The following is a 21,081-nucleotide window of genomic DNA, read 5'->3' as shown; positions in this document are numbered from 1 at the left end:
GGATGCGTATCGAGATCACCTCCGACGCCGCGGCCTACCGCGCCGCCGCGGCCCCCTTCCTGGATCGTGATCCCTTGCGGCACAGCGTGATCGCGACCGCCGTGAGCAACCTCCTGACCGGCCTGCACGGCGAGGTGGGCACCTCGTTCTTCCTCAGCGCCCGCGACGCCGACGACGTGGTCGTCGGCGCGGCGATGCGCACCGCGGGTCGTGACGCTTACCTGGGCGCTCTCCCGGAGGGCGGGGCCGTCGCCGTCGCCGAGGTCCTGGCCGGTGTCGCGCCGGACAACGGCGGGGTGGAAGCCACACTCCGCGATGCCGACGCGTTCGCCCAACGATGGTGCGCGTTGCTCGGCGTCGAGGCGCGAGAACGCTACCGCACCAGACTGTTTCGGCTCGAGGAGTTGCACGCGCCCGCCGCCCCGCCCGGTGCGCCCCGGCGCGCCACCGAGGCCGACGTCGACCCGTGCGTCGCCTGGGCGGCCGCGATGAACCGGGAGGCGCTGGGTTCGGCGCCCGGCCTGTCCGCCGACGCGATTCGCGCCAGGGTGGCGGCCGGGCGCTGGTGGTTGTGGGAGGTGGACGATGTGCCGGTGAGCCTGGTCGCGCATCAGGTGCCGGTGGCGGGCTGGTCGCGCATCGGCCCGGTCTACACCCCGCCCGCCGAGCGGGGCCGCGGCTACGCGTCGGCGCTCACCGCGCACGTGTCGCGGGTGCTGCGCGCCGACGGACTCGACGTCTGCCTGTTCACCGATCTCGCCAACCCCACCTCGAACAAGATCTACCGGGCCATCGGCTACCGGCCCGTCCACGATTTCGTGAACTACGGCTTCGGGTGAGAGACCACCCATTCGAAAGCCTCCGCCTTCGACAGCGCGCCCTCGGTGGTGCGAGAGCGGTTGGGTTCGCCCAGGTCGGCGAGCAATCCGCCGGTCAACCCGACCAGCGTCGCCAGCGTCGCCGGGGTGAACCAGGCGGGCCGGGTGGCGAACAGGATGTCCTCGCTGGAGGTGTTGCCGCTGGCGCCCGGGGCGAACGGGCAGCCGCCGAGCCCGCCGAGCGATCCGTCCACCATGGCCGCGCCGGCGGCGACGGCGGCGAGGGTGTTCGCCACGCCCATGCCCCAGGTGTCGTGACCGTGGAAGACGACGCGGCGCGGGGGAGTCCGCTCCCGCACCGCCGTGACCAGCGCGCTCACCTGGCTGGGGTGCGCCTGGCCGAGGGTGTCGGCGAGCACGATGTCCTCGGCGCCTTCGGTGCGCGGGTCGGCCGCGATGGCCAGCACCCGTTCCGGGTCGACCGGTCCGTCGAACGGGCAGGTGAAGCTGGTCGCCAGGCACAGCTGGATGGACCCGCCCGCGTCCCGCGCCAGGCGCACGGCGTCGGGCATGGCGGCCACGCTCTGCTCGGTGTCGCGGCCGATATTGGCGCGGTTGTGCGCGTCCGACACCGAGAAGCAGTACTGGAAGTTCCGCACGCCGGCGGCCGCGGCCTTCTCCACGTGGCGGGGCGTGGCCACCCACACCCAGCAGCGGGACAGCTCCTCCGGGGTGAGCGCCGCCACGAGTTCCATGGTGTTGGCCATCGGCGGCACCAGGTCCGGGCGGGCCATCGACCCGATCTCGAGCGCGGGCACGCCCAGCGCCAGCAGCGTCCGCACCACCTCGACCTTGCGCTCGACCGGCAACGTCTTACCGGTCAGCTGCAACCCGTCGCGCAGCGTGACGTCGCGCAGCACGGCCCCGGTCATCGGTGCTTGTCCTCCCGCGCCTGCTGCGGCACGCACATCACGCCCGCCCACGGCTTGCGGTGCGCCCCGGCGGGATTCGGATGGATCGTCGGGCGCACGTGGCCGGGTGAGCTCAGATCCCAGCTGCGACGCCCCACCGGCCTGCGCCTGGTCCGCCTGCGCCGGGCGCTCATGCCTTCACCCCGCTGTCCGCCCCGAGCGCGGCTATCTCGTCGGCGCTCATGCCGAGCAGTTCCGAGAGCACCTCGGCGGTGTGCTCGCCCAGATCGGGCCCGACGTTGCGAATAGGCAGCGACTGTTCGCCGATCACCGGCACGATCCCGGGAAAGCCCACCGACTTCGGTTCCGCCGCGCCGACATCCACGGTGAACTGCTGAATCATGTTGCGCGCCTTGTACTGTTCGTCGTCGACGATGTCGGCGGCGGTGTAGATGGGGCCGCACGGAATGGCCGCGCCCTCCAGGATAGCCAGCGCTTCGGGGCCGGTGTGGCGCACGGTCCATTCGCCGATCGCGGCGTCGAGGCGTTCGCGATGGCGCCAGCGGCCCGCGTTGTCCTGGAGTTCGGGGTCGGCGGCCAGGTCGGGGCGGCCGATCACGTCCATGTAGCGCTGGAAGATCGCGTCGCCGTTGCCGCCGATGATGATGCTGGACCCGTCCGAACAGGGGTAGGCGTTGCTGGGCGCGATGCCCTCCATCCGCCCGCCGACGCGTTCGCGTCGGATGCCGTAGGCGAGATAGTCGGGGACCAGCGATTCCATCACCGACAGGATCGACTCGTTGAGCGCCACGTCGATGATCCGCTCCCGCAGCGGCGCCCGCGCACCCCGTTCGCGCTGGAACAGCGCCATCACGGTGCCGAACGCGGCGTAGATGCCCGCGATGGAATCGCCGATCGAGACGCCGACCCGCACCGGCGGCCGGTCCGGATCGCCGACCAGTTCGCGCAGGCCGCCGACGGCCTCGGCCACCGCGGCGAATCCGGGACGCTCGGCCAGCGGACCGGTCTGCCCGTAGGCCGAGATCCTCGTGATGATCAGGGCGGGGTTGACCTCGTTCAACACCTCGGGGCCCAGGCCCCATTTCTCGAGCATGCCGGGGCGGAAGTTCTCCAGCAGCACATCGCAGTGCCGCAACAGCCCGAGCACCACCTCGCGGCCCGCCTCGGTGCGCAGATCCAGGGTGATCGACTTCTTGTTCCGGTTGACGGTGCGATAGAGCATCGAGGTGTCGCCGCCGTAGAGCCGCCAGTTGCGCAGCTCGTCGCCTACCTTCGGCCTTTCCACCTTGATCACCTCGGCGCCGAAGTCCCCGAGCAGGCGTCCCGCGGTGGGGGCCGCGATGTAATTGCCGAGCTCGAGGACGCGGATACCGTCCAGCGGCCGAATACTCATGGCCACCAGTGTGGACCATGGGGCCGCGCGGCAGGGCGCTCGGTCCGTTCCCGGCGCCGAGCGCCCACCCGCTCAGGCCGCCTTGCCGGGCTCGTCGACGATCGAGTAGTGCTCGGCGTTGCCGGTGAGCACGGTGCTCGGCGTGCCGTCGACGCCGACCGGCACGTCACCGGCCAGGGTGATGCGGGTGAGCTTGCGCGGCTTGTCGTCGTAGTCGTCCACGGCGTAGTGCTGGGTGGCGCGGTTGTCCCAGATCGCGACGTCACCGAGCTGCCAGTTCCAGCGCACCGTGTTCTCCAGCCGGGTCACCCGGTCCTGTAGGAGCCGGAACAGCGCGTGCGACTCGTTGCCGGACAGCCCGACGAAGTTCTTGACGAAGTGGCCCAGCAGCAGCGTGCGCTCGCCGGTCTCCGGGTGCACCCGCACCACGGGGTGCTCGGTCTCGTAATGGGTCGATTCGAACTCGGCGCGGTACTCGTTCTGTTTCGGGCGCGCCTTGTCGCGGTGGGTGGCGGTGTAGTCGTAGACGTTGGTGTGCACCGCGCGCAGGTTCTCGGCCAGCAGCTTCAGCGCCTCGGGCAGCGATTCGTACGCCGCGACGGTGGAGGCCCACGTGGTCGAGCCGCCGTACTCCGGCAGCGTCACCGCGCGCAGGATGGACGCCTTCGGGATGCGGTCGACGAATGTGACGTCGGAGTGCCAGCTGTTGGCGCGCCCGTACTCGGAGTCGATGGCCAGGCTCTTCTGCCCGCGCGAGGTGACCGTCGGGTGCGGGGTGGTGGGCGTGCCCAGCAGCTGGGCGAACTCGTACTGACCGTCCTCGGTGAGGTGGTCCTGGCCGCGGAAGAAGATCACCTTGTGCTCGAGCAGGGCGCGCCGGACGGTGCCGACGGTGTCGGCGTCCAGCTCGCCGCCGAGCCGGACGCCCTCGATCAGGGCGCCGATGCGGGCGCCGAGCTTGGTCACCGTGACGGTGGGGGCTGCGATCGTCATACGTGATCACCTTCGCTGGTCGAGCCGGATTGGTGCCCTAGAGCACACCAGCCGGCTCCGGCGGCGACCAGGTTTTCTCTCGGCCCGATCGCAACACGTGCCCGCGTCAGCCCACGTGTTCGCGCAGGTAGGCCAGGTCCTCGGCGAGCCCCTCGGCGGGCGTCTCCAGCACCACCGGCGCGCCCGCCGTGCGGCACACCTCGGCCAGCAGCTGCGGGTCGATGGTGCCGTCGGCGAAGTTGGCGTGCCGGTCGGCCCCGGAGTCGAACTCGTCGCGCGAGGAGTTCAGGTGCACCAGATCGATGCGGCCGGTGATGGCCTTGATCCGCTCCACCACGCCGACCAGGTCCTCACCGCCCGCCCACGCGTGACAGGTGTCCAGGCAGAAGCCCGCGCCGTAGTCGCCGACCGCCTCCCACAGCCGGGCGATGGAGTCGAAATGCCTGGCCATGGCGTGATTGCCGCCCGCGGTGTTCTCGATCAGGATCGGCACCGCGAAACCGCCCTTGTCCTCCTGGCGCTGGAACAGCTTGCGCCAGTTGTCGATCCCGGTCTCGATCTCGGCGTCGGAACGGACGTGCCCGCCGTGCACGACCAGCCCGAACGCGCCCAGCTCGGCGGCGGCCTTCGCCTGCTGGGCCACCGCGTTGCGCGAGGGCATGCGCAGGCGGTTGTTCAGGCTGGCCACATTGATCTGGTACGACGAGTGCACCACCACGTCGATCGGGCTGGCCAGGATCTGCTCGGTCCTGGGATGCGGGACGGGTTTGTCCCAGCTCTGCGGGTCGACGACGAAGAGCTGGATGACCTCGGCGCCGAGCTGTTCGCCGAAGCCGATCGGATCGCTGTCGAGCCGGACATGTGCTCCAATGCGCATGCGGCCAGCGTAGCCGGGGGCACCGACACGCGAACCGCGGTGGCGAGGTGCCGATTCGGTGCGAGAATCGTGGGGACTGTTGCGCTGGAGGGCGCGCGCGAGATACATCCGTAGGACGCGTGCTCGACCCGATGAGGGGGGTGAATTCACTTGTTGCGTGCTGGCGAAGTGTTTGCCGGTTACGTCATCAAAGGTGTCCTCGGCAAGGGCGGGATGGGCACGGTCTATCTGGCTCAGCACCCGCGGCTGCCCCGACTGACGGCGCTGAAACTGCTGGACCGCAAGCTGTACGGCGATCCGGAGAGCCGCGGTCGCTTCGAGCGCGAGGCCGATCTCGTCGCCCGGCTCGATCACCCCAATATCGTCACCGTGTACGACCGGGGCGCCGAGGACGACCAGCTCTGGATCTCCATGCAGTTCATCTCCGGGTCCGACGCCTCCAGCGCCGACGTGGGCGTGCTGGCGCCCGCCCGCGCGGTGCAGATCGTGGCCGAGACGGCTTCGGCACTGGATTTCGCGCACGCCAACGGAGTGCTGCACCGCGACGTGAAACCGGCCAATATCCTGCTCGCCAAGATGCCGATCGGCCAAGCCGAGCGGGTGCTGCTCACCGACTTCGGCATCGCGGGCATCCGCGACTCCGACACCACCCTCGCCTCGGCGGGCACGCTCACCGCCACCCTCGCCTACGCCGCGCCCGAACAGCTGTCGGGGGAACAGCTGGACCATCGCGGCGACCAGTACTCGCTGGCCTGCACGCTGTTCTGGCTGCTCACCGGCAGCGTGCCCTACAACGGGTCCACGCCCGTCGCGGTCATGCACGGGCACTTGCACGGCGCGGTGCCCTCGGCCCGCCGGATGCGTCCGGGGCTGCCGCCCGCCGTCGACGCGGTGCTGGCGCGGGCGCTGGCCAAACGGCCCGACGACCGGTTCGCCAGCTGCACCGAATTCGCGGCCGCCGCCCGTCAGGCGCTCGCCGCCGCACCGCCCGCGCCGCCCCGGCACGTGCCGCCCGGGTACCCGCACTCGGTCCCGCAGGCGCCGATGCCGACGTACGGCGGATACCCGGCGCGGCCGAATGTCGCGCCGCCCTATCCGGGGTACACCGGAGCCGTTCCGCCCGGGGCCGTGCCGCCGCGGCCCGGACCGCCTGTCGCGCCGCACGGGCGGCCGGTCGCCCCGCATACCGGGGCGATGCCACCCACCGGCGCGATGCCGCCGTACGGACCACCCGTGGACCTGAATCGGGGCGCTCAGCCGTCACGTCCCCCGGGTGCGGGGCCGTCGGGGAACCGTCGGCCGGGGACGGGGCCGGAGTACACCCGTGGACCGGGGTCGGTGCCCGGTGAGCAGGGGCGCGGGGCGGTTCCGAGTCACGGTGAGCAGGGCCGTGGAGCCGCCTCCGGCGCGGGTGAGCGGGGCCGAGGGCCGGTGTCCAGCCCGGCGGAGCAGGTGCGCGGCCCGGTTTCGGGTCCGAGCCCGCTTACTCGCGGACTGGTTTCCGGTTCCGCCGAACCGGTGCGCGGGCCCGTTCCGGGGGAGTACGCGCGCGGTGCGGCTTCGAGCCCCGCCGAGCACGTCCGGGGTTCTGCTTTCGGCCCGGCCGAGCCTGTGCGCGGCCCGGTTTCCGGCCCGGCCGAGCCGGTACGCGGCCCGGTTTCCGGCCCGGCCGAACCGGTGCGCGGTGCCGCTTCGAGCCCCGCCGAGCAGGCGCGTCACTCCGCGAGCCCGCCGCGTCCGCCGGGTGCCGGCTCGGGCGAACCCCCGCGCGCACCAGGCTCGGCTCGCCCGTCGGGCCGGCCGGTGCGCCCCATCACCATCGCTTTGCCCGATCAGGTGCGCAGGCCGCGCGCCGCGCCGGGAGCGGGAAGCAGCCCGCAACCACCGGAACAACGGCCTCCGCCATAGCTTTTCGCTATGCATGGCAGGTGCTGCGCTCCGCTCTCGGACCGTCCGGGACCGGGTGACGCTGCTAAGGTTTCGGTGTTTTCCGTGGTCGGGCCCACCCGTCCGCGCGTTCGTGCTGGACGTCTGTTCCCGGCGGGTCCCGGTGCAGGCGAGAAGTGGAGCAGACATGCTGGCCAGCGGTGAGGCTTTCGCCGGCTATGTCATCGAGCGGCAAGTCGGCCGCGGTGGCATGGGTTCGGTGTATCTGGCGAAGCATCCGCGGCTGCCGCGGATGACGGCGCTCAAGCTGTTGAACCGAGAGATGTTCTTCGACAAGGAGGTGCGGGCGCGGTTCGAACGGGAGGCGGATCTGGTCGCCCGGCTCGACCACCCCAATATCGTCACCGTCTACGACCGCGGGCTCGAGGACGAGCAGCTGTGGATCTCGATGCAGTACATCGACGGTGTCGATGCCGCGTCGGTGGATCCGAAGACGCTGCCGCCCGCACGGGCCGTGCAGATCATCGCCGAGACCGCCGACGCGCTCGACTACGCGCACGGCATGGGCGTGCTGCACCGCGACGTGAAACCGGCCAACATCCTGCTGGCCCGGTCCACCGGCGGCCGCGGTGAGCGGGTGTTCCTGACCGACTTCGGCATCGCGCGCCTGCGCGACGACACCGGTCACCTCACCCAGACCGGCACCTTCACCGCCACCCTGGCCTACGCCTCGCCCGAGCAGCTCACCGGCGCGTCGCTGGATCACCGGTCCGACCAGTACTCGCTGGCCTGCACGCTGTTCTGGCTGTTCACCGGCAGCGGGCCGTTCGCCGCGACCAATCCGGCCCAGGTCATCCAGGGCCACCTGCAATCCGCGCCGCCGCCGCTGAGCAGCGTGCGGCCGGGCCTGCCCAACGCGCTGGACGGCGTGCTCGCCAAGGCGATGGCCAAGCGGCCCGACGACCGGTTCGACTCGTGTTCGGATTTCGCCGCCGCCGCGAAGGCCGCGCTGTCGGGGCAGAGCATGCCCGCGATGCCGCTGGCGGGCGGACCGGTGACCGGCGGCGCGATGCCGTACGCGTCCACCGGCGGGCAGATGCCGGTGATGGGTGCCGGGTTCCCCGGGCCCACCACCAGCGGATCACAGCCGCTCACCGGTCAGCAGACGCATCAGGGCACCGCGCCCACGTACCAGGGCGCGACGTACCAGGGCAACACCCCGACGTACCAGGGCTCGACGCCCACCGGCACCGGGTCGCAGCCCACGGGCTACACCTCGGCCCCGCACCCGCAGGCAGCGGGGTACTCCTCGGCCCCGCACCCGCAGGCAGCGGGGTACTCCTCGGGTCAGCAGCCGCAGCCGACCGGGTACGCCTCGGGTCAGCAGCAACAGCCCGCCGGGTACGCCTCGGCGCCGCAGCAGAGCTACGGGTTCGCGTCCCCGCCGCCCGGCGGTGGCGTGGGCGGCGGCACCGGCGCGGGTGCGGGCGGCGGTAAGTCGAATACGGGACTGATCGTCGCGCTCGCACTCGGCGTCGTGGTGTTGATCGGTGTCGTGATCGGCATCGTCGTCGTGGCGTCGAGCGGCGGCTCGTCCTCGAGCGGTGGCGGCGGCACGTCCACCACCGCCGGTGCGCCGGGCACGGGCTCGAACAGCTCGGGTCCCGTCGCGGCCACCGCGGAGTCGATCAGCGCCGAATTCCCCGGCATGGTCCCGGCGTCCACCAGCGAGGATCGCGGCTACAACGACGCCGATTGCAGCGCGCACACCCCCGACAGCCCGGCCTACCCCACGCAGGGCACGCCCGACTTCGGCAACTGGGCCTATCAGTGGGACTGCTACGGCGGCGGCAATAACGACGACCCGTTCTACACGTTCTTCGTGTACGAGACGGCGGCCGACGCCGAGGCCGCGCTGAGCAACCTGCCCTCGAGCGCCACCAAGTCCACCGACACCAACGGCGGCGAGTCCTACACCAACTACAAGTTCGACGACAGCGGGCCCAAGATGGTCACCGTGTTCGGCGGCGACCGCGGCCAGTACCTGATGTACACCGACGGCATCGTCGGCACCATCGACGAGGTGCTGCGCTGGTGGCGCTCGGCGCCGCTGAACTGACCCGATGCTGGACAACGGCGCGGTCTTCGCCGGGTACACCGTCGAACGCCTGCTGGGTCGCGGGGGCATGGGGTCGGTGTACCTGGCGCGCCACCCACGCCTGCCCCGGCTGACGGCGCTCAAGCTGCTCAATCGGGAGTTGTTCCACGACAACGAGATCCGCGCCCGCTTCGAGCGGGAGGCGGATCTGGTGGCCCGGCTCGACCACCCGAACATCGTGACGGTGTTCGACCGGGGCATCGAGGACGAGCAGCTGTGGATCTCGATGCGGTACGTCGAGGGCGAGGATGCCGCGTCGCTGGATGCCTGGCACCTGCCGCCGCATCGCGCGGTGCGAATCGTCGCGGAGACCGCGAAGGCCCTCGACTTCGCGCACGGCAAGGGTGTGCTGCACCGGGATGTGAAGCCCGCCAACATCTTGCTGGAGCGGGCCGACGCCGGGGAGCGGGTCTTCCTCACCGACTTCGGCATCGCCCGCCTGCGCGACGACAAGCGCAAGCTCACCCAGACCGGAACCTTCACCGCCACCCTGGCTTTCGCCTCGCCGGAGCAGCTGTCCGGCGTGCCGCTGGACCACCGCTCCGACCAGTACTCCTTGGCCTGCACGCTGTTCCGGTTGCTCACGGGCGCGGTGCCGTTCGAGGCGGACAACCCGGTCGCGGTGATCCAGGGTCACATGCAGCGGCAACCGCCGCCGCTGGCGTCGGCCCGTCCGGGATTGCCGGTCGCGCTGGACGCCGTCCTCGCCCGCGCCCTCGCGAAAAGACCCGCGGATCGGTTCGATTCGTGCACGGAGTTCGCGGCCGCCGCGTGGCGCGCATTGGCCGCGCCGGATGCGCCGGGCGACAACGGTTTCGGCGCGCCGGTCACCGCGGAATGGGGTGCGCCACCGAAGTTCGTGGACGGTCCGCCCCTCGCCCCCGGCCCGAGTGCGGGTCAAGGGTTCGCGTCACCATCGGCCGCCGGCGCGACCTTCGTTCCAGGCCCTGCGGCTTCGGATTTCGGGTTCGCCCACGCTGACGGACCGGGATTCGGACGGGGCCGGCCGGGCGATTCGAGCTTTCCGCCCGGCGGTGCCGCCGAGCCGGGCTTCGCATCCGAGCGGTCCGCCGAGTTCTCCTCGGCTGGGCCGGGTTTCGCACAGGGGCGGGCGACCGGGGCGGACTCCGACTCGTACCGCGCACACGAACCCCTGGCCTACGACAACGCCGCGCCCGTCCGCGATTCCGACAGCCCGCTCCCACCCGGCCCGCCGCGCGCGTCCGGATCCCGCCGCGCCTTGGGGATCGGCCTCGCCCTGGTGGCGGCGGTGGCGGTCGGGGCGGGCGCGACGGTGTTCGCCCTGGATCGCGGCGGCGAATCCGACGCGTCGGCGGCCGCGATCACGACCGAGCCCGCTGCGGCATCCACGACGACGCCCACGACGACGGTCGATTCCGCGCCCGCGTCACCACCACTCTCCGGCAGCCTCGCCGAACGGCTCACCCGCATCAGCACCGCGTTCCCCGGCATGACACCGCCGGTGGATCCGGACGGCATCGTCCACATCGGCGACGGCTTCAACGGCAGCACCTGTTTCGCGCACGACGCGGGCTCACCGAACGCGATGGACGCGGGCGCACCGGATTTCGGCGACTTCTCGGCGTACTGGTACTGCTTCGGCGGCGACAACAAGGCCAACTACCAGCTGTTCGTCTACGAGGACTCCGAGAGCGCGCAGGTCGCGATCGATCACCTGCCCGGGTACACCGTCTCGACCGCGCAACACGGCCCGTACCTGTACCGGAACTACCTGCTCGACGACAATCCGGTGAGCAAGCGTCCGCGCATGGTCACCTGGTTCTCCGGCGACGCCGACCGCGCCACCTTCCTCCTCTACAGCGTGGGATTCATCGCCACGCGCGAGGAGCTCATGGCCTGGTGGCAGTCCGCGCCGCTGAGTTAGAGCACGCCCTCGATGGCCGAGGTGATCGTCGCGTCCTGCGGCGTGACGGTCGGGCGGAAGCGCGCGGCCACCTTGCCGTCGCGGTCGATGAGGAACTTCTCGAAGTTCCACTGGATATCGCCCGCGCCGCCCTCGGCGTCGGCGGTCTCGACCAGCTCGGCATAGAGCGGGTGCCGGTTCTCACCGTTCACCTCGGTCTTCTCCAGCAGCGGGAAATCGACGCCGTAGGTGGTGGAGCAGAACTGCTCGATCTCCTCGGCGGTGCCCGGCTCCTGTCCCATGAACTGGTTGCACGGCACGCCGATCACAGTGAACCCGCGCGGACCGTAGGTCTTGTTCAGCTCGACCAGCCCCGAATACTGCGGCGTCAGACCGCATTTGGAGGCCACATTGACCAGCAGCACGGCCTTGTCGCCGGCCAGTTCGGCCAGCGTGGTCGGCGCGCCCGTCAGGGTCCGCAGCGGAATCTCGCGAATGCTCACGCGTCTACACCTCTTCGATGTCGTCGGCCCACCCCGAGCGCCACGCTACCGGATCTCCGTTCACTTCAGCGGGGCCTCGGGCTGCACCTCGACGAGCACCAGGTGCGCCCCGCGCGGCGCCGACACCACTGCCACCACGGCCGCCGCGAGGTCGGAGGCGCGCAGCATGTAGGGGTGCCTGGCGAAACCCCACCGCTGCCAGTCCTCCAGCAGCGGCCCGACCACCTCGGGCGTCGAGTTCATGCCCATATTCGTCAGCGTCGGTCCGGGGCGCACCACAGAGGAGCGAATCCCGGTGCCCTCCAACTCCATTCGCAACTGGGTCGCCATCGCCTCCAGTCCCGCCTTGGCGGCGGTGTAGGCGCCGGTGCGGGGGCGCGGCTGCGGCGCGCAGTCCGAGCCGATGAGGACCAGGTCGCCGCGCTTGCGCGCCAGCATGCCGGGCAGCACCCGATGCACCAAGCGCTGCGCCCCGACCAGGTGCACGTGCACCTGCCGCAGGAAGCTCTCCGGATCCATGTCCTGCACCAGGGCGAATTCGATGTCACCCGCGCCCGAGACCAGGATCTCCGCCGGTCCGAGCGCGTCCTCGGCCGCGGTGACGAAGGCGTCCACCGAGTCGGCGTCGGTCACGTCGAGCCGGTGCGCGAGCGCGTCGCCGCCGTCGGCGCGGATCTTGCCGGCCAGTTCCTCGCACAACTCGACGCGGCGCGCGCCGAGCGCGACCGGATGGCCCAGTTCGGCCAGCGCCACGGCGGTAGCCGCGCCGATGCCCGAGGACGCGCCCGCGATCAGGGCGGGGCGGCGGGTGGGATGGGGTTCGAAGCGCGGCATTACCTCTCCACGGGGATCGGGTGCGCGGACGTGTCGCGCAGGTCGAAGGTCGGTGACGGCGAGTCGATCTCGGTCCGGAATTTCCGTAACGAGTTCTCGCGACCACGCGCCGGGTTGCCGACTCGTGGAGACGCGTAGCTGGACATGTGTCTGGACACTATCAGTGCACCGGCTACCGGGACAATGGGTCGATGGGATCGAGTCGCGGCGGGTAAGTTCTCCACTCGGAAAACAGGAACAAGTTACTGTTGCTGTTGTGACTCCGGACCGCGTTCCGGAACGAGTGGGCATCCTCGCGGCGCCGCGCACCGACGCGGCCCGCGCGACGGAATCCGAGGAGAAACCGTGACCGATATCGACACCGTCCGACCGCTGCGCGCCCGCGACGTGGACACCTGGGCGCACACCGCCGACGTGGTGGTCGCAGGCTACGGGATCGCCGGGGTGTGCGCGGCCGTCGAGGCGGCGCGGGCCGGTGCCGACGTGCTCATCCTCGAACGTGCGGGCGGCTGGGGCGGCGCGGCGTCCATGGCGGGCGGCTGGATCTACCTCGGCGGCGGCACGCCGTTGCAGAAGGCGCTCGGCTTCGAGGACACCCCGGAGAACATGGAGCAGTTCCTGCTCGCCGCCGTCGGGCCGGGCGCCGACGAGGCCAGGATCGCCGACTACTGCCGCGGCAGTGTCGAGCACTACGAATGGCTCGTGGCGTGCGGAGTGCCGTTCCGCGAAGCGTTCTGGGGTGAGCCGGGGTGGGAGGTGCCCCACGACGAAGGGCTCGGCTATTCCGGCGGCGAGAACTCCGCGCCCTTCAACACTCTCGCGAAACCCGCACCGCGCGGCCATGTTCCGCAGTACTCCGACAAGCGCCCCGGGCAGCGCAGTGGCGGCTACATGCTCATGAAGCCGCTCGCGGAGACCGCCGAAAAGCTCGGCGCGCGAGTCGAATTCGACACCCGCATCCGCCGGTTGATCGTCGACGACGACGACCGCGTCGTCGGCGTGCTCGCCACCCGGTTCGGCGAGCGCGTCGCGATCCGCGCCGAGCGCGGCGTGGTGCTCGCCACCGGCAGTTTCGCCTACGCCCAGTCCATGGTGCAGGGCTACGCGCCGCGCCTGATCGGCCGTCCGGCGGCGGCGATCGAGGAGCACGACGGCATCGGCATCCGGGTGGCGCAGGCGCTCGGCGCCGACCTGGCCCACATGGATGCCACCGAGGTCGCGTTCTTCGGCGATCCGCAGCTGCTGGCGCGCGGCATCCTGGTGAACGGGCGCGGCCAGCGCTACGTCCCCGAGGACACCTACGGCGGCCACATCGGGCAGGCGACGTTGCTGCGCAACGAGAATCAGGCCTTCCTGGTGATCGACGAGCGGTCCTACGAGGAGGCGCTGGCCACCGTGACCGCCACGCCGTTTTTCCGGCAGCCGCCCACGTGGGCGTGCGAGAGCGTCGCCGAACTGGAAGCCGAGATCGGATTGCCCAGCGGCACTTTGCAATCCACCATCGAGGTCTACAACCGGCACGCCGCCGACGGGCACGATCCGGTGCTGGGGAAGAAGCCGGAATGGGTGCGGCCGATCGGTACGCCCTTGGCGGGCTTCGACATGCGCAACTTCACCGCGGGATTCACCCTCGGCGGGTTGCGCACCGATCTGGATTCGCGCGTCCTGCACGTGTCCGGCGAGCCGATCCCGGGTCTGTACGCGGCCGGCCGGTGCACGTCGGGATTGTGCGCCGGCGGCTATGTCAGCGGTGCGTCGCTGGGTGACGGCAGCTTCTACGGCCGCCGTGCCGGGAGGGCCGCCGCCAAAGACGGCTAGACCCTGATAGCGTCTGGACACATGTCTGAAGGTGATTTCGTGATGCTGGAGGCGACCCGCCGTCGCCTCAGCGGCAAGCAGGCCGACACCGTCGACAAGCTCACCAAAGCGGCGGTGGAAGTGCTCGCCCGCGAGGGCTTCGCCGGCATGACCGTCCGCCTGGTCGCGGCCGCCGCCGGCGTGGGCACCGCCACCGCCTACACCTACTTCTCCTCCAAGGAACACCTGGTCGCGGAGATCTTCTGGCGCCGCCTGATCGCCTCCCCCTCGCCCGCCAGCGAGGACCCCGACCCCGTGGTCCGCGTCATCGCCGAACTGCGCGACATCGCCCTGCTCGTCGCCGACGAACAAGAACTCTCCGGCGCCGTCACCAGCGCCCTGCTCGGCCGCGACCCCGACGTCGCCCACCTGCGCGACCGCATCGGCGCCGAAATCCGCAAACGCATCCTGCGCGCCCTCGGCCCCGACCCCGACCCCGACATCGTCGAATCCCTCGAACTGCTCTACGCCGGAGCGTTGGTCCGCGCGGGAATGGGCTACGCGTCGTACGCGGAGATCGCCGACCGGATCGAGAAATCGGCGCTGCTGATCTTACGGTGAGGGGATACGGTGGATGTCGCGTCCGGACGCGATGGCCGTGGTCGGACGAAAGTGAATGAGAATCGGCTCAGCTCTGCGAAAAACCGCAGGTCAAGAAGTATGGTCCCCGCGCATGCGGGGATGAGCCCACGCGACGCGCTCGGCCTGATCTGCCTGGACCATGGTCCCCGCGCATGCGGGGATGAGCCCGCCACCCCGATCACCCTGCTGACCGCCGAGTCATGGTCCCCGCGTGTGCGGGGATGAGCCCCCTGTTGTGTCGGCCTTAATTTCGACGCCGAGATGGTCCCCGCCCGTGCGGGGATGAGCCCGCGGCGGCCATGAGTTCTTGGGTGGTCCCCTTATGCTCCCCGCGCATGCGGGGATGGGCCTCGGCGTCATGGGCGCGCTGATCGACCCGCTCGGATGCTCCAGTCGCATGCGGAGATGGTTCACGATGCCCCCCCAGCCGGGCGGCGCCGAAGTGCCAGGCGGTCAACCATTTGCAGAGTCGCGATCATCGCCGTTGGTGGAATCCGTGCGACTCCGCCCCGTGAGCGGATTCCGAAGTGTTCGTACCGAAATGGATAGTATCGCGAGCGATAGTATCTCTGGCGATACTATCTCCGGCGGTACTATCCATCCCTACCGTGCCTGTAGCACGTGCTCCCCGCGCCGGCGGGGTTGAGCCTGGGCCGCCGAAGTAGTGCCGGCCATCGGCGTCACGCTCCCCGCGCGTGTGGATCTCCGCATCAGCACCTTGCCCTGGTGGTTCGAAACTGCCCGGTGGGCAGTTGTCGCACGCCCGCGATCGCCGTCGACGGTGGGTGGGCGGCGCGGATGCCCGACCAAGCCGCACTTTGGATGGTCGATCTGGGCGGGAACCCGGTCAGGGGTGGACGTTTGTATAGTTGCAGCAACGATGAAGGCCCGGCGTGGGTAGTGGGGGTGAGCATGCGACGAGTCTTCGGTGTGGTGCTGCTGGCGGGTGCGTTGGTAGTCGCCGGCGTGCACCCGCGCGCTGGGGCTCAGGGGCGGGCGGGCGGAGCCACACGGCAACGCAGCGGACACCGATGAACGACGAGCCGGAGTTCCCTCCCGAGACCGTGGACGCCTACCGGGAGCAGATCGTCGACATCTGGCAGCGGCTCGCGAAATCCTCGGAGCAGATGGCGGACACCTTCGCGGACATCTGGTGGCGCAATCTTCCGTTGGCGTCGGAGGGGCTGAACATGCAGGAGGTCGCCGCGAAGATGGCGGCTCGTCTCGCGTTGCTCGGCCCCGAGGGGGATCCGCTCGAACAGGTGATGATCGGGACGATCGCCTATCTGCACGGCGCGCGCGATCAGGCCCGCGCCGAAGCCGATCGCCTCGACCGCCTCCGGCGCGAGCCGGAGACCGATCGAGGCACGGCACCACCTACTTCTCGAGGGTGATCTGCATCAACCCCGCGCCATCGGGGACTTCCCCGATGGCGCGCGGCACCGATCACCGACAGACTGGAGTGCATGACTTCGCACGGTGGAGTGGCTGGGACGGCTGAGGCCGTCGGGACCGGGGTGGCGGCGCGCGCCGTGGACTTGGTCAAGGTGTACGGGTCCGGAGACACGCAGGTCCGGGCTCTGGACGGGGTGTCGGTGGATTTCGCGCAGCGGGAGTTCACGGCCATCATGGGGCCGTCGGGGTCGGGGAAGTCGACGCTCATGCACTGCCTGGCCGGGTTGGACAGCGCCAGCTCGGGGCAGGTGCGCATCGGCGACACCGATCTGACCTCGCTCGGCGACAAGCAGATGACGCAGTTGCGCCGCGACCGGATCGGGTTCGTGTTCCAGGCGTTCAACCTGGTGCCGACGCTGACCGCGCTGGAGAACATCACCCTGCCGCTGGACATCGCCGGCCGCGCCGCCGACGCCGAATGGCTGGACACGGTCACCAAGCGGCTCGGGCTCACCGCCCGGCTCGGGCACCGGCCCAGCGAACTGTCCGGCGGGCAGCAACAGCGCGTCGCCTGCGCGCGGGCGCTGGCGGGCAAACCCGAGATCATCTTCGGCGACGAACCCACCGGCAACCTGGACTCGCGATCCTCGGAGGAGGTGCTGTCGATCCTGCGTGCGGCGGTGGACGAGTTCGGGCAGACCGTCGTGATCGTCACCCACGAGCCGCACGCCGCGTCGTTCGCCGACCGCGTGGTGTTCCTCGCCGACGGCCGCATCGTCTCCGAATTGCGCGATCCCACCAGCGAATCCGTGCTCGACCGGATGAAGTCGCTGGAGCAGGCATGACCGGCTCGCCGATGCGCAAGGTCGCCTTGCGCAATCTCGCCGCGCACAAGGTGCGCTTGGCGCTGACCCTGCTCTCGGTGGTGCTCGGCACCGCGTTCATCGCGGGATCGTTCGTGTTCACCGACACCCTCCAGCGCACGTTCGACGGCATCTTCGCCAACGAGGCGATGGGTGTGGACGTGCGGGTCAGCCCCGAGGAGCAGCAGTCGTTCGGCGTCCCCAACAGCGTGGTCGACGAGATCGCCGGCATGGAGGGCGTGCGCACGGTCGCGCCGAGCGTGGGCGGCCCGCTGGTGCTGCTCGATCCGGCGGGTGAGAAGCCCGTGCAGACGGGTGGCGCGCCGAGCTGGGGCGAGTCCTACCTCCCGCCGGAACGCGCTGTCGCCGAACCCGAGAAGTTCCTCGAGGGCGCGCCGCCCGCGAACACGAACGAAGTCGCGCTGAACAAGAGCGGCGCCGAACGCGCGGGGCTCGCCGTGGGTGACACCACCAAGGTCCTCATCCCCTCGCAGAGCACCCAGCAGCAGCCGATGCTGGACGTCACCATCACCGGCATCTACGAAACCCCGTCCGACACAGGCGGATACATCGGCGTGCTGTTCGAGGACGCGCAGGCTCGCCAGCTGTTCACCGACGGCGCGCACGTCGGCTACGTCGACATCGCCACGGACGGTTCGGAATCCACGCAGGAACGGATCGCCGCCGCGCTGCCCGGCTACAAGGTGCAGAACGGTGAGCAGGTGCGCGAGGACCTGAGATCCCAAGTCTCCGAAGCGCTGAACTTCATCAACTATTTCTTGTTGGCCTTCGGCGCGATCGCGCTGATCGTCGGCACGTTCATCATCTACAACACCTTCGCGATGATCGTCGCGCAGCGCCTGCGAGAGCTGGCGTTGCTCCGGGCGGTCGGCGCGAGCAGCAGGCAGGTCGGCGGATCGGTGGTCGGCGAGGCGCTGGTGATCGGAATCATCGGCAGCGCAATCGGACTCGCGGCGGGTGTGGGTTTGGCCTTCGGGCTCGCTGCTCTGCTCAATGCGTTCGATCTCGGCCTGCCGACCGGCACGATGGCGGTGCTGCCGCGCACGGTGATCGTGGCGCTGCTCGTCGGCATCGCGGTCACCGTGATCAGCGCCTACGCGCCCGCCCGGCGCGCGGCGAAGATCCCGCCGGTCGAGGCGATGCGCGAGGAGTTCGCGTCGGCGGGCGATTCGCTGCGGGTCCGCACGCTCGTCGGCGCGGTGCTCGCTGTCGCCGGCATCGCGCTGGTGGTGGTGGGTGCGCAGTCGACCGGCGGCAGCGCCGCGGCAACGGTCGGGGTCGGCGCGCTGGGGCTGATCCTGTCGGTGCTGCTCGCCGCGCCCGCGCTGTCGCGGCCGGTGGTCGGCGCGCTCGGTGCGGCGCTGCGCCCGTTCGGACCGATCGGGCGGATGGCGCGCAATAACGCCGTGCGCAATCCGCGCCGCACCGCCGCGACGGCGTTCGCGCTCACCCTCGGGCTCATGCTCGTCTCGGCCATCGGCATGCTCGGCGCCTCGGCCAAAGCGAGCGTGGACGTGCTGGTGGACAAGGGCGTGGAGGCGGATTACGTGCTCACCGGCCCGCCGCAGCAGTTCATCGGCTTGCCGATGGGCGTGCCCGACACCGTGCGCGCCGAGGTGCCCGCCGCCGGTCAGGTCGTCGGGCTGCGCGGTGTGGCGGCGCGGGTCGGTGACGATCGCATCGCCGGTATCGCACCCGACGGGCCGCTCACCGGGCTGCTGAGCATCGACCTGATCGAGGGGTCGCGCGATCTCGGGGAGCGCGGCGTGCTGGTCTCCGAGGACGAGGCCGCCGAGCACGGCTGGCAGCCGGGCCAGCAGGTGGAGCTGACCACGCTGGACAAGAACGAGCAGGTGCCGGTCACCGTGGCGGGCGTGTTCAAGGCGTCGCCGCTGCTCGGCGATCTGGTGGCACCGCCCGCGGTGTTCGACGAGGTGACGCCGACGGCCTTCCGCAGCAACTTCTTCGTGCTGGTCAAGGGTCAGCCGGGGACCGATCTGGACGCGCTGCGCACCGACCTGGAGAACGCCACCGACCGGTTCGCCATCATCCAGGTGCAGGACCGCGAGCAGTTCAAGGGCGAGCAGGGCCGCCAGATCAACACCATGCTCGCCATCCTCTACGGACTGCTCGCGCTGGCCGTGGTGATCGCGATCCTCGGCATCGTCAACACGCTCGCCCTCTCGGTGGTGGAACGCCGTCGCGAGATCGGCATGCTCCGCGCCGTGGGCACCTCCCGCGCGCAAGTGCGGCGCACGATCTACCTGGAGTCCATGCTGATCGCCGTCTTCGGCGCGATCGTGGGCGTCATCCTCGGCCTCGGTCTGGGGATCGGATTCCTGCGCACCCTGCGTGACCTCGGGATCGACCAGATCGCGATCCCATGGGATCAGCTGGTCGCGGTCGTGATCGCGTCGGCGGTGGTGGGCATCCTGGCGGCGGTGTGGCCGGGTATCCGCGCGGCCCGAACGCCACCGTTGGCGGCGATCGCGGACCTGTAACCGGACTTGTCGGCCGGGCGGCTTCGAACCGCCCGGCCGAGGGTCTGTGCGGCAATCCCCCGCCTGCGCGGGGAGCAAATGTAACTGTCGACAAGCCGAGGTCGAAGGCGGCCTGATCCCCGCATACGCGGGGCATATATCACCGACCCGAACCTGCGTTTCTGGTTGACCGGCTCGTCCCCGCGTGCGCATCGTCAGTAGGTCGGCCGCTATCGCCTCCCCGTGGGCTCATCCCCGCGTGCGCGGGGAGCATACTTCTTGACCTGCGGTTTCTCGGCCGAGCATACGGACTTTCATTCACCTTTGCCCGGCCGCGCTCGATGGAAACCGGGACGCCCCCGGCATGGAAAACATTCACACCCCCACCGGTGGTGGCGTGGGCCCGAATTCGGTGCAGTAGGCGGTGGCGAGTGTGGTGATGACGGGGGCGGCGTCGAGGGGGGTGAGCCAGGGGGTGGGGATGGCGCGGGGGCCGTGGTGGGCGCCGAGGAGGTTGCCGCAGAGGGAGGCGGTGGCGTCGCTGTCACCGGAGTGGTTGACGGACAACAGGATTCCGGTGCGGAAGATCTGTTCCGTTGGGCCGCCGGCGGATTCGGCCCACAGCGCCGAATAGACCGCGATGGCCAGTGCTTCGGGGGCGGTCCAGCCGCGGCCCAGCGTTTCGACGTCTTCGGGGCGGGCCTGGTCGACGGTCCAGCGCGCCTGGTCGACGGCGGTGGCGAGCGCGGCCGAGGTTTCCTCGTACCCGCTGTGCCTGCCCAGTTCGGTGCGCACGTCCTCGATCGCGTCGAGCAGCCCCACACCGCGACACAACCGGTAGACGAGCGCGGCCATCGCCCCGGTCGGCAGCCAGCCGGACGGGTGTCCGTGGGTGAGTGCCGCGGCGTCGCAACCCAATTCGAAGACGTGCTCGAGCGATGCGCCCGCGCTGTCGAGGGCGTAGCCGAACCCGCACGGCGCCGCGCGCGCCACGGCGCCGCAGCCCTTCGACGCGTTGATCGGGTCGGCCCTGGTGCCGAGCGGGGTGGTGGGCTCGCGGCGGGCGGCGGCCCGGCGCAGGGCGGTGACCACCGCGTGCGCGGTGCCGCGCTGCGCCATCAGCTCGGGGTAGCCGGCCAGCGCGCTGCGCATCCGCACCGGCTGCTCCGGGATCACCACACCCTGCCCCTGCAACCAGACCAGCAGGCCCTGCTGCATCAAACCGAGTGTCGCGCCGCCGGTTCCGCGCGCCCGCGCCCGCACCGAACCTTTGATGAGCGCTTCCACCGTGAACAGGGCGACCTGCGTCTCCTCGGAGATCTGCCCCTTGTAGGTCTCGGCGTCGCCGGTGACCCCGCGTCGGCCGTAGCGGCGCAGGATGTTGTGCAGCTGCATGGTTTCCACGGGCGCGCCGAGCGCATCACCGACCGCGCCGCCGAGCAGGCAACCCAGCACGGCGTTCTCGTGGTCGCGGGCGAGGCGGGGTTGGTCTGCCGCCGGTGGGCGAGACGAGTGTTCGGGTTCGCCGCCCGCCGGCACGGCATGTGGGGCAGCGGCGGGTGCCGCCGCCGGGGGACGCGGTGCACAGTCTGGCGAATCTAAT

17 protein-coding genes are annotated in these 21,081 nt (G+C 70.7%); 9 read left to right on the top strand and 8 right to left on the bottom strand.

Going from position 1 to position 21,081, the window contains the following annotated elements:
- The first annotated feature begins 2 nt into the window (after positions 1–2).
- A complete protein-coding gene (locus tag DFR74_RS11225) occupies positions 3–839 on the top strand; it encodes a GNAT family N-acetyltransferase (protein ID WP_067511041.1) in 837 nt (278 codons plus the stop codon).
- On the opposite strand, the gene DFR74_RS11220 is transcribed toward DFR74_RS11225, so the two are convergent.
- The 5 genes from DFR74_RS11220 to DFR74_RS11205 form a co-directional block, all read right to left on the bottom strand.
- A complete protein-coding gene (locus DFR74_RS11220; protein WP_067511040.1) occupies positions 824–1,750 on the bottom strand; it encodes a beta/alpha barrel domain-containing protein in 927 nt (308 codons plus the stop codon). The two genes, DFR74_RS11225 and DFR74_RS11220, sit on opposite strands and share 16 nt — an antisense overlap.
- Complete coding sequence (locus tag DFR74_RS35900; protein ID WP_157115851.1) at positions 1,747–1,923, bottom strand: hypothetical protein; 177 nt, start codon at positions 1,921–1,923, stop codon at positions 1,747–1,749. The genes DFR74_RS11220 and DFR74_RS35900 overlap by 4 nt, the downstream gene beginning before the upstream one ends.
- Positions 1,920–3,143 (bottom strand): CaiB/BaiF CoA transferase family protein, encoded by a 1,224-nt coding sequence (locus DFR74_RS11215; RefSeq protein WP_067511053.1) that lies wholly within the window; start codon positions 3,141–3,143, stop codon positions 1,920–1,922. Before DFR74_RS11215 ends, DFR74_RS35900 begins: the two co-directional genes overlap by 4 nt.
- Positions 3,144–3,215: 72 nt before the next feature.
- On the bottom strand, positions 3,216–4,136 hold the full coding sequence (locus DFR74_RS11210) for a TauD/TfdA dioxygenase family protein (RefSeq protein ID WP_067511039.1): 921 nt from the start codon (positions 4,134–4,136) through the stop codon (positions 3,216–3,218).
- A 106-nt stretch (positions 4,137–4,242) separates the two neighbouring features.
- Complete coding sequence (locus DFR74_RS11205) at positions 4,243–5,013, bottom strand: deoxyribonuclease IV (RefSeq protein WP_067511052.1); 771 nt, start codon at positions 5,011–5,013, stop codon at positions 4,243–4,245.
- Positions 5,014–5,166: 153 nt separating this feature from the next.
- On the opposite strand from DFR74_RS11205, the gene DFR74_RS11200 reads away from it, so the two are divergent.
- From DFR74_RS11200 to DFR74_RS11190, 3 genes are all read left to right on the top strand, one after another.
- Complete coding sequence (locus tag DFR74_RS11200; protein ID WP_411719597.1) at positions 5,167–6,921, top strand: serine/threonine-protein kinase; 1,755 nt, start codon at positions 5,167–5,169, stop codon at positions 6,919–6,921.
- Positions 6,922–7,087: 166 nt separating this feature from the next.
- On the top strand, positions 7,088–9,019 hold the full coding sequence (locus DFR74_RS11195) for a serine/threonine-protein kinase (protein ID WP_067511035.1): 1,932 nt from the start codon (positions 7,088–7,090) through the stop codon (positions 9,017–9,019).
- Positions 9,020–9,023: 4 nt separating this feature from the next.
- On the top strand, positions 9,024–10,964 hold the full coding sequence (locus tag DFR74_RS11190) for a serine/threonine-protein kinase (RefSeq protein WP_067511034.1): 1,941 nt from the start codon (positions 9,024–9,026) through the stop codon (positions 10,962–10,964).
- Here DFR74_RS11190 and DFR74_RS11185 read toward each other — a convergent pair.
- Both DFR74_RS11185 and DFR74_RS11180 read right to left on the bottom strand, forming a co-directional pair.
- Positions 10,961–11,446, bottom strand: coding sequence for a glutathione peroxidase (locus tag DFR74_RS11185; protein ID WP_067511033.1), 486 nt, complete (start codon positions 11,444–11,446; stop codon positions 10,961–10,963). The two genes, DFR74_RS11190 and DFR74_RS11185, sit on opposite strands and share 4 nt — an antisense overlap.
- Positions 11,447–11,506: 60 nt before the next feature.
- The gene (locus tag DFR74_RS11180) at positions 11,507–12,280 is read right to left on the bottom strand and encodes an SDR family oxidoreductase (RefSeq protein ID WP_067511032.1); all 774 of its coding nucleotides are present in this window, start codon (positions 12,278–12,280) and stop codon (positions 11,507–11,509) included.
- A 345-nt stretch (positions 12,281–12,625) separates the two neighbouring features.
- Between DFR74_RS11180 and DFR74_RS11175 the strand changes: the two genes are divergently transcribed.
- The 5 genes from DFR74_RS11175 (at position 12,626) to DFR74_RS11155 (ending at position 19,499) form a co-directional block, all read left to right on the top strand.
- On the top strand, positions 12,626–14,098 hold the full coding sequence (locus DFR74_RS11175; protein WP_067511031.1) for an FAD-dependent oxidoreductase: 1,473 nt from the start codon (positions 12,626–12,628) through the stop codon (positions 14,096–14,098).
- 39 nt (positions 14,099–14,137) lie between these two features.
- Positions 14,138–14,698 (top strand): TetR/AcrR family transcriptional regulator, encoded by a 561-nt coding sequence (locus tag DFR74_RS11170; RefSeq protein ID WP_195124886.1) that lies wholly within the window; start codon positions 14,138–14,140, stop codon positions 14,696–14,698.
- A 1,052-nt stretch (positions 14,699–15,750) separates the two neighbouring features.
- Positions 15,751–16,113: a hypothetical protein gene (locus tag DFR74_RS11165; RefSeq protein WP_067511029.1), complete on the top strand. Its 363-nt coding sequence runs from the start codon at positions 15,751–15,753 to the stop codon at positions 16,111–16,113.
- Positions 16,114–16,185: 72 nt separating this feature from the next.
- Positions 16,186–16,959 carry an ABC transporter ATP-binding protein gene (locus DFR74_RS11160; protein ID WP_067511028.1) on the top strand — a complete coding sequence of 258 codons (774 nt, stop codon included), beginning with the start codon at positions 16,186–16,188 and terminating at the stop codon, positions 16,957–16,959.
- Positions 16,956–19,499, top strand: a complete 2,544-nt coding sequence (locus DFR74_RS11155; protein WP_067511027.1) for an ABC transporter permease — start codon at positions 16,956–16,958, stop codon at positions 19,497–19,499. Before DFR74_RS11160 ends, DFR74_RS11155 begins: the two co-directional genes overlap by 4 nt.
- Before the next feature lie 354 nt (positions 19,500–19,853).
- On the opposite strand, the gene DFR74_RS11150 is transcribed toward DFR74_RS11155, so the two are convergent.
- Entirely contained in the window at positions 19,854–20,933 is a 1,080-nt protein-coding gene (locus tag DFR74_RS11150; RefSeq protein ID WP_170160734.1) for an ADP-ribosylglycohydrolase family protein, read from the bottom strand.
- Positions 20,934–21,081 lie beyond the last annotated feature (148 nt).

The organism is Nocardia puris (genome assembly GCF_003315035.1).
In the GTDB taxonomy this organism is placed as follows: domain Bacteria; phylum Actinomycetota; class Actinomycetes; order Mycobacteriales; family Mycobacteriaceae; genus Nocardia; species Nocardia puris.
Note: the sequence above shows the minus strand (reverse complement) of the source record. Positions and strands in the feature narration are given on the sequence as shown.

Coding starts and splice junctions, on each gene's coding strand:
- DFR74_RS11210 (WP_067511039.1), bottom strand. CDS start 4,136: ATGACGATCGCAGCCCCCACCGTCACGGTGACCAAGCTCGGCGCCCGC.
- DFR74_RS11160 (WP_067511028.1), top strand. CDS start 16,186: ATGACTTCGCACGGTGGAGTGGCTGGGACGGCTGAGGCCGTCGGGACC.
- DFR74_RS11215 (WP_067511053.1), bottom strand. CDS start 3,143: ATGAGTATTCGGCCGCTGGACGGTATCCGCGTCCTCGAGCTCGGCAAT.
- DFR74_RS11155 (WP_067511027.1), top strand. CDS start 16,956: ATGACCGGCTCGCCGATGCGCAAGGTCGCCTTGCGCAATCTCGCCGCG.
- DFR74_RS11220 (WP_067511040.1), bottom strand. CDS start 1,750: ATGACCGGGGCCGTGCTGCGCGACGTCACGCTGCGCGACGGGTTGCAG.
- DFR74_RS35900 (WP_157115851.1), bottom strand. CDS start 1,923: ATGAGCGCCCGGCGCAGGCGGACCAGGCGCAGGCCGGTGGGGCGTCGC.
- DFR74_RS11180 (WP_067511032.1), bottom strand. CDS start 12,280: ATGCCGCGCTTCGAACCCCATCCCACCCGCCGCCCCGCCCTGATCGCG.
- DFR74_RS11190 (WP_067511034.1), top strand. CDS start 9,024: ATGCTGGACAACGGCGCGGTCTTCGCCGGGTACACCGTCGAACGCCTG.
- DFR74_RS11165 (WP_067511029.1), top strand. CDS start 15,751: ATGAACGACGAGCCGGAGTTCCCTCCCGAGACCGTGGACGCCTACCGG.
- DFR74_RS11225 (WP_067511041.1), top strand. CDS start 3: ATGCGTATCGAGATCACCTCCGACGCCGCGGCCTACCGCGCCGCCGCG.
- DFR74_RS11205 (WP_067511052.1), bottom strand. CDS start 5,013: ATGCGCATTGGAGCACATGTCCGGCTCGACAGCGATCCGATCGGCTTC.
- DFR74_RS11195 (WP_067511035.1), top strand. CDS start 7,088: ATGCTGGCCAGCGGTGAGGCTTTCGCCGGCTATGTCATCGAGCGGCAA.